The following is a 7,478-nucleotide window of genomic DNA, read 5'->3' as shown; positions in this document are numbered from 1 at the left end:
CGAGGCCGGGCGTGCCTCCGGCGATCTTGAAGCGGTTGCCCGAGATCTTGCTTGCGATGTAGACGGGAGCGTGACCGCCGATGCAGGTGAGCTGGTAGCTCGCGTCCCGGTTCACCGCGTCGTACCAATCGGCGAGCTCCACCCATGCGTCCCCGGCTCCGTCGAGCACGACGTTGCCCCTGTAGGTGTTCAGGACCTCGTCCGATTCGACGGCGAAGTGGTACAGGTACTTGTTCGCCGGATCCATAGGGTGGTCGATCCGGAAGGGCTTGGTCCCCGAGCAGCCGAGATTTCCGTTCACATAGACGTCGCCCGTGAAGTAACCGGCGTAGTTCGTGCCCGAGCCCGAGGCGGTGGCAAACAACGCGTACTTGAGACCGCTCCCGAGTGCCGCGGCGTAGACCGCGGTGTTGTTCCCGTAGCCCCCGTCGGCGGTCGCGCGCATCGCAAAGTAGGTGGAGCCGCCGGTCGGGCGGACCATCACGTCCGCCCCGATATAGCCGCCCTGGAACTGCCCACCGATGCCGTAGAAGTCGGCGGGCCGGCTGCTTCCCTTCATGGCGACGACGTCCGTGACCGTCTCTCCCGCATACTCCGATGAGAACACGGTGTTGGTCGCATAGTCGACCTCTGTAGCTTTGACCTTCGTCGACTTCGTGGACACCTGGAGAACGTCGATGGCTTCTGGCCACGACCCGCGGGAAAGTGCGAAGACCCCGTTGGGCCTGTCGCGAAGGACCCAGGTGGAGTAGCCCCCCTCACTGAGCCAGATTGACGCCTCGCCGGCGGGATCCGGGTGTTCCACGATAATGTACGGATACGACGCGCCCGCCACCTTCAGGCTCGCCTCCTCTCCTCCCCCGGATGCGACCATCAGACGCGCGGTGGGGCTGGTCGTGCCGATGCCGACCCTCTGCCCGTCGTCATAGAGCAGGGAGTTGCCGATGGTGGTGCTCCCGGTGAACTTGGAGAGGTAGTTCGCCGTGCCGCTGCCGCCGATGCCGCCCCCGCCGCCGCTCGCGGAGATCGTGATCGTGTTGTTGGCGTCGTCCGGCGTGATGGTCACGTTCGATCCGGCGATGAGGTCGATGTTCCCACCGTCGTTGCTCACCCCGTCGACGCTCGAGACGATGTTCGGCTGGACCATCGCGGTCGTGACCGAGTTTCCCTGGCCCTCGTTCACGAAGCGCGCGTCGTAGGCGCTGCCGTCGGCGTACGACGGAGCCAGTGCCACCGCGTCCGCCGAGACCTGGATGCCCGTCCCGGCGCCGACGCTGAGCGACGCATCCCCGCTCGTTGCCCCTCCTGTCAGGCCGTCGTTCGCGTAGACCGCGGTGATATCCCCGGCGGTTCCTCCCACGAGTCCCTCGGCCATCACCGCCCGGTAGGCGTAGGGGGCGCTCGTCAAGCGCACCCGGGGGGTCATCTCCGACTCGCCGCTGAGCTGCACCCCGAGCCAGTACTGGACGTCGAAGGGGAGGTTGAGCGTGGTCACGCTTCCGAGGGTGGCGTTGTACACGCCGCCGGAGACCGGCAGGGTCTGGGTCTCGGTCCAGAGCGCGGTGCCTCCGGAGTCCACGTTGTAGATCCGGAAGGTCGTGGTGTAGTTGCCGTCGGGAGCTGCCGAGCCTCCGGGGAGCAGGAGCAGGCCCTGGTGGCTGACCGTCCGCGGGATCTGGGCGGAGACCGGCGTGAGCCCGGCCGACAGGAGCAGCATGAGCGCCGTCAGGACGACCGTCGTCGGCGCGCCCATGATCGCGACCGGGGTCGCTTGCGTCTTTGTCCTCATCGGTGCCTCCATGACGAGTGTCTTCTGGAGAGGTGGAGCCGTGGCGTCGCTCCGCCGGACACGTCCCGCGCCTCGCCCTGTAGACCGCTACTTCACCACCACCAGCTTCTCCGTCTTGGCGAACCCCTCGGCGACCATGCGGCAGAGATAGACGCCGCCGGGCAGGCCCGAAGCGTCGAGGCTCGCGATCCGGTCGCCGGGCTCGGACCAACCGTCGACGAGCGCCCGCACCTCCCGCCCCAATGGGTCGTAGAGCTTCACGGAAACGATCGAGCGCCTCGGCACCGCATACCGGATCGTCGTCTGCTCGGAGAGGGGATTCGGGAATGCGGCCCGCAGTGCGAACGAGGCCGGAAGCACCGCGACCGGCTCGGGAGTGTCGCTCGCGCTCCACCAGACGGGACCCCAGAAGCCGACGTTGTCGATGTGCCAGGGATTGGTGATCACCCCGATGCCGGGCTGGCCGACGGTGCAGCGGATGGCGAAGTCCTCGCCCTGCATCTGCGCGCCGCCGCTCGCGACCACCTGCGCGCGCATCTGCATCGCCGCGGACCCGAGCGTGGCCGCTGCGACCAAGAACAGGATCGACAGGAACAGGATCGAACAGGGAAGCAGGATCTTCCTCGAACTCATCGCGCCCTCCTCGTGCTGCGCCTCGTCCACCATGAGCCGTCGGCGTCGCGCGACGCGTTGGACCGTTGTCCCGGCCGGCGGTCGCGGCGGGCATTCGCGTTCCGGGCCGGGGATTCCGTGGGTCGGAGACGCCGCTCGTGCCTAGGACGCGGCCGTGCGAGGAAAAGTCACAGGAAAGTGGAGCCGAAGAAGTCCGAGGGGGCGGGAGGATCAGCAGGGCGCGGTCCGGGAGACGGATCCCGAGGATTCCCCGGTCGGGGTCAGCGTTTCGGAGGCAGCCAGGCTTGCGGAGGACTCGAGGCGATCGCATCTCCGGCGCTCAGCGCTTCCACCTGCCAGTAGGCGGCGCGGCGGTCGGCGCGCAGGTCGCGCACGAGGTCGGGGTTGAGGGTGAATGTGGTTTGCGTCGTCGCCTCGAGGCGGGCGACCTCGGCGAGGCCGGCATCGAGCATGACGATGCGATAGGCATCAGCTTCCTTCACGCCCGCCCAGCGGAGGACGCAGCCGCCCGCCGGCAGCCACTCCGCCGGCGCTGGCAGAGGTCCGACCTCCCCGGGTTCGCCCTGATCGCCGCGGGGCACGATCGGTGGCCTCTCTCCGGCGCCCCGAAGCAAGACGACCGCCACCACCGCCGACACCACGGCCAGCGTCGCGAACGAGGGCCAGAGGATCCGTCGCGACCGACGGAGATCGCGCAGTCTGCGAAACGGATCGGTGCGAGGCCTGTAGGCGTTGCCGATGTTCGAACCGGTCCCGCGGGCTTCGCCGGCCCCAGGCGCTCCACCGGCCTCATGCGCTTCACCGATCCCATGTGCTGCGCCGGCCCCACGCGCTTCACCGACTTCATGCGCTCCGCCGGCCGCGCTCTTTCCGCGGATCGTCTCCTCGAGGAACTCCCGCAGGCAGGCGTCGGCCTCGGCGTCGCGGGCGCCCTCGAGCACCTCGTCCCGGCGCAGGAACACCCGATACGACAGCAGCCGGCCCTGGCACCGCGGGCAGTCGGCGACATGAAGCATGCGCGGATCGTCCAGGGGAAGCTCGAGCAGCTCCCCCAGGTCCTCGACAAGCACGCATCGCTCATCCATGGCGATCCCCTTCCTTCGGGCGCAACCGGTCCCCGGCGACGGCCCGGAGCTTCCGCCGGGCGCTCTGCAGCACCCCGCGAGCACCGGTCGCCCCTTCGATCACGAGCAGGCGGGTGATGGCCTCGACCGGCATCCGCTCGAAGCATCGCAGATAGAAAGCCCGCTGCTCCACCGGGTTCAGGTGCCGTCGCATCAACCGCAGAATCTCCTCCTCCTCGCTGCGTTCCTCCAGCGTCTGGTCGACCCCCGGACGGGGATCGGCCACCCGATCCGGATCGCCCTCCTCATCCTGCAGGAGCGGCGGCCGCCGCACCGCGCTGAGGCAGCGGTTCCTCGCGATCGCGAAGAGCCAGGAAGAGAAGCAGGACCTCCCCTCGAACGCTCCGAGGCGCCGGTAGGCGTTGAGCAGGACGTCCTGCGAGAGGTCCATGGCCTGGTCGTGATCGCGGACATAGCGAAAACACCATCGATAGACGAGTGTCCTGTAGCGACCCAGCAGCTCCGAAGCCGCCTGTCGGCCCTCGCTGCCCTCGGGGTCCCTCCCGGCGAGCGCCGCGAGCACGGCATCGGGTCGCTCGCGCGCGTTGTCCGGTTCCCGGTTGTTGGACACGTCCGCCGCCATGGAAGTCACAGGTTCCTTGGCCGGCGGAGGCGGGCCAGGATCGGGATCCCCAGGCCGATGATGCCGGCGAGGGCGATCGCCCAGGGAAGGGCCGCCGCTGCGCGTCCGCGGCTCTGCAGATCCAGCCGCACTCCCCCGTCGCCGATGAGGACGAAGCCGGCCCAGTAGTACGGATGGGCGGTCTCCGGCCGATCGCGGATCGACTCCTGCGCCTCGGCGAGCGCCTGTGCGACGGTTCGACCCCGCTGGACGCTCGCGTAGAACCGCCGTACGAGCCGGGCCGTCGTCCGGTCATCGACCTCCCAGAGGCTCGCCAGGACCGCGGGAACGCCGGCGCAGAGGAAGGCGCCGGCGAGACCCTGGACCCCTTCGCCCGTGAGAACATAGCCGCCGACCGACTGGCAGCTCGAGAGGAAGGCGAGACGGGCGCCGAGCTTGATCTCGGCGATCTCCGAAGCCAGGAGGTGTTCGCCGCGTCCGCCGCCGCTGTCCGCGCGCTGGTTCCCGAGGTGGATGGCGGACCTCCACGGATACTGGTCATCCGCGGTGGAGTGCGCGGCGAAGTGGAGCACCTCGAAGCGGGACAGCATCGCTTCGAGGGAGTCGCCCGACGGGAACTCCGTTTCGACGTGTCGGAAACGCCGGGCGAGATCCTTGACCTCGCGCCGAGCGCCGGCGAGCGTCTGGCCCGTCTGCGGCATCGTCCCGGAGACCGCGAGAATCGCGCTCGGTCGTCCGGCGCTACTGCGGGGCTCGGGCGCGCGGGCGCGCAGCTCGGCGAGAACGGACGCGGCGGGAACGACCTGGACCGATCTCGTCCCGGCGAAGGCATCGGACCCGCCGGATTCCGCCGAAGGCGCGAGCAGCAGGTTCGGCGGGATCAGGTTGATCTGCCCGTCCGGAACGACCACGACGCTCGTCGCTGCCTCGAGCAGATCCGTGGCGGAGCCGAAGAGCAGATCCCGAAGCTCCGCCATCGTTCCTTCGAGCGTCCGCCGCCATTCCTCGGTCCCGGTTCCCGCCGTGTTCCCCGCGCGGCCCGGCGCCGAGACCATGCTGTGAAAGCGCAGCGCCCGGTCCTCGAGCGTCTTCCATCCCGGGAGGATCGATGCCCGGCACTCCGTTGGGGTGACGGCGAAGAGGACCGAGCGATCCCGTCCGAGATAGAGGTCCAGCAACAGCTCGTCGGGGGAAAGCACTTCCTGCTGGAGGCGTCGGCAGGTGACGGCAGCGCGCGCGTCCGCGGAATCTCCGCCTCCTCCTGGTCCGAGCATCCGCTCCTGGAGCGTGCGAGCCTTGAACGCTTGGAGGGCGTCGAACGCCCGCTCGGCGCGCCGCGCCTGCGGGATCGAGTCGGGATACGAGAGGAGCAGGGAGCCGAGCTGGCTGTAGAGCGCCGCGATCAGCGACCCGCGCACCGCTCGCCATTCCGGATCGCGCGGGAGGCTTCTTTCCCGCTCCCAGCAGGCGACCGCGCGTTCGGCCCGCGCGAGGCCGCTGTCCGGCATCCCCAGTGCGCAGGCCGCCTCCACCGCCGGCGCCAGCGCCGCCCACTGGAGGTCCGTCCGGCCGAGCGACCGCGCTACCTCCTCCGCCTCTGTGAGAATCGCCGAAGCCTCTTCGGGCTCCCCGGCCTCCACGAATCGCCGCCCCGCTTCGGCGAAGAACTGCGCCCTCAGCGCGCGATCCTCGAGGTCGCGGACCCACGGCGTCCATTCCCGAAGGAAGGCCGCGGCCGCCCGTGAGCTGTCCATGTCCGCGAGCTGGCGCGACAGCCCCAGCAGAGCCTCCGCACGGTCATCCACCTCCACGGCGTCGCTCATGGCCAGGGTGGCGCGGTAGAGCCTCGCCGCCGCCCCGTACCGGCGCTGTCGCCAGCGGGCCTCGGCCATGGTGTTCTGGAGCATGGCCACCAGCTCGAGGAGACCCGCCCGCTGGCAGTCGGCCTCCAGCTTCTCCAGGCGCTTCACGGCGTCATCCTCGCGGTGCAGGGAGATGGCGCAGAGGGCCTGGTTGCTCCCGGCGACGATCGCCTGGCGCAGATTCCCGTCCGCGAGGTGCAGCTCGCGGGCGCGGGCGAAGCAGCGCTCGGCCTCGCCGGGATCGCCGATGGAGGTCAGGAGGCATCCGATGTCGTTCTCGGCCGAGGCCTCGATCATGGCCCAGCCGCGCTCGCGCCCGACCGCTTCGACGCGGCGGAGGCAGCGGAGCGCCTGGTCATGCTCGTCCAGCTCGATCAGGACGTCGCCGAGGCCGGTGAGGGCCGACATCTCCGATCGGAGCGAGTTCAGCTCCCGGAAGATCGCTGCGGAACGGGTGTACTCGTCTCGCGCCTCGCGGAGCCGGCCCTGCTCGCGATCGAGCGCCCCGAGCCCGATCAGCGCCCAGGCTTCGCTTCCCCGGTCGTTCGCACCGGTGGCGAGGTCGAGGAGCCGCGTCCAGCGCGCGCGCGCCTCGGCCTTTCGTCCTTGCAGGTTCTGCGCGTACCCGAGCCAGCGAAGAACCGTGCATTGCGCCTTGGGGTCGCCTAGCGCCTCGGCGATCTCCAGCGCCCGGCGAAGAGTGGGCTCCGCGTCTTTCGCCTGGCCGAGGGCGGCGCGCCGCGCTCCGAGCCGGGACAGAAGCTCGTACGCGTAGCGCGAAGCGTCTGCGGAGCCGAGGCGGTCCAGCTCCGAATCGACGCGATGCCAGAATCCATCGCGGTCGTTGTGCACCCAGAGGGTGTCGAGGTCGGCGAGAGTCCGTTGCTGGTCGGGCGAAACCGAGCCGGGGGGCTGAGCCGGACAGTGGCTGGAGGCAAGGAGAGACACGGTGACGAACACGGCCGGGAGGAGGATCGCGGGAAGGACGGCCCGCAACCCCTCCCTCGGATCCGGGTTACCTCTCATGGCTGAACCTGCGCCGGGCGCTACTGGCGTCACCCCGCTCGCGCAGCCGGTCGGACATTGCGATCGCCCTCCACCGTGCCCGCACAGGCCTCGTTTCGCGTGAGTAGATTTTGGCTCAGGGCGGGAGCTGATAGGACGTTTCACCGCGCCTTCCCCCGCTTCGGTCACCCGCGAACCATTCTACCGACTCCGGGAGAAGCGCTCAAGGCGACGAGGCGCACTCGCTCACAGCCTCCTCGCTCCTCTGCGCGGCCCTCCTGCAGCTCGAACCCGCCCTCGGCTTCAGGAAATCACCCCCACCGGACATCGACAGGATAGGCTCCGCCCCTCGGACTGAACCGCCCCGGGTTTTCCGGAGAGTTCATTCCGTGACTCCGGCCAATTCGGCTGGAGTCTGTTGACGACGATAGTACGCCTCCTCATGCTCAACCGGTGGAACATACCCGATCGGCTCAAGGAGA

The 7,478-nt window shown here is 69.5% G+C and carries 5 protein-coding genes; all 5 read right to left on the bottom strand.

Annotation, left to right across the window (positions count from 1 at the left end; genetic code table 11):
* Positions 1-1,789 (bottom strand): hypothetical protein (locus FJY88_10175; GenBank protein ID MBM3287698.1); only part of this gene is annotated, 1,789 nt, incomplete at its 3' end.
* An 87-nt stretch (positions 1,790-1,876) separates the two neighbouring features.
* The gene (locus FJY88_10170) at positions 1,877-2,455 is read right to left on the bottom strand and encodes a T9SS type A sorting domain-containing protein (GenBank protein MBM3287697.1); all 579 of its coding nucleotides are present in this window, start codon (positions 2,453-2,455) and stop codon (positions 1,877-1,879) included.
* Between the two features lie 227 nt (positions 2,456-2,682).
* A complete protein-coding gene (locus FJY88_10165) occupies positions 2,683-3,507 on the bottom strand; it encodes a hypothetical protein (GenBank protein ID MBM3287696.1) in 825 nt (274 codons plus the stop codon).
* A complete protein-coding gene (locus FJY88_10160) occupies positions 3,500-4,129 on the bottom strand; it encodes a sigma-70 family RNA polymerase sigma factor (GenBank protein ID MBM3287695.1) in 630 nt (209 codons plus the stop codon). The genes FJY88_10165 and FJY88_10160 overlap by 8 nt, the downstream gene beginning before the upstream one ends.
* 5 nt (positions 4,130-4,134) lie before the next feature.
* Positions 4,135-7,017: a CHAT domain-containing protein gene (locus FJY88_10155; protein MBM3287694.1), complete on the bottom strand. Its 2,883-nt coding sequence runs from the start codon at positions 7,015-7,017 to the stop codon at positions 4,135-4,137.
* Positions 7,018-7,478 lie beyond the last annotated feature (461 nt).

The organism is Candidatus Eisenbacteria bacterium (assembly GCA_016867495.1).
GTDB lineage: Bacteria > Eisenbacteria > RBG-16-71-46 > CAIMUX01 > VGJL01 > VGJL01.
Note: the sequence above shows the minus strand (reverse complement) of the source record. Positions and strands in the feature narration are given on the sequence as shown.

Bases quoted from the DNA above. Each gene is read 5' to 3' on its own strand.
- FJY88_10160 (MBM3287695.1), bottom strand. From the start codon at position 4,129: ATGGCGGCGGACGTGTCCAACAACCGGGAACCGGACAACGCGCGCGAG.
- FJY88_10170 (MBM3287697.1), bottom strand. From the start codon at position 2,455: ATGGTGGACGAGGCGCAGCACGAGGAGGGCGCGATGAGTTCGAGGAAG.
- FJY88_10165 (MBM3287696.1), bottom strand. From the start codon at position 3,507: ATGGATGAGCGATGCGTGCTTGTCGAGGACCTGGGGGAGCTGCTCGAG.
- FJY88_10155 (MBM3287694.1), bottom strand. From the start codon at position 7,017: ATGAGAGGTAACCCGGATCCGAGGGAGGGGTTGCGGGCCGTCCTTCCC.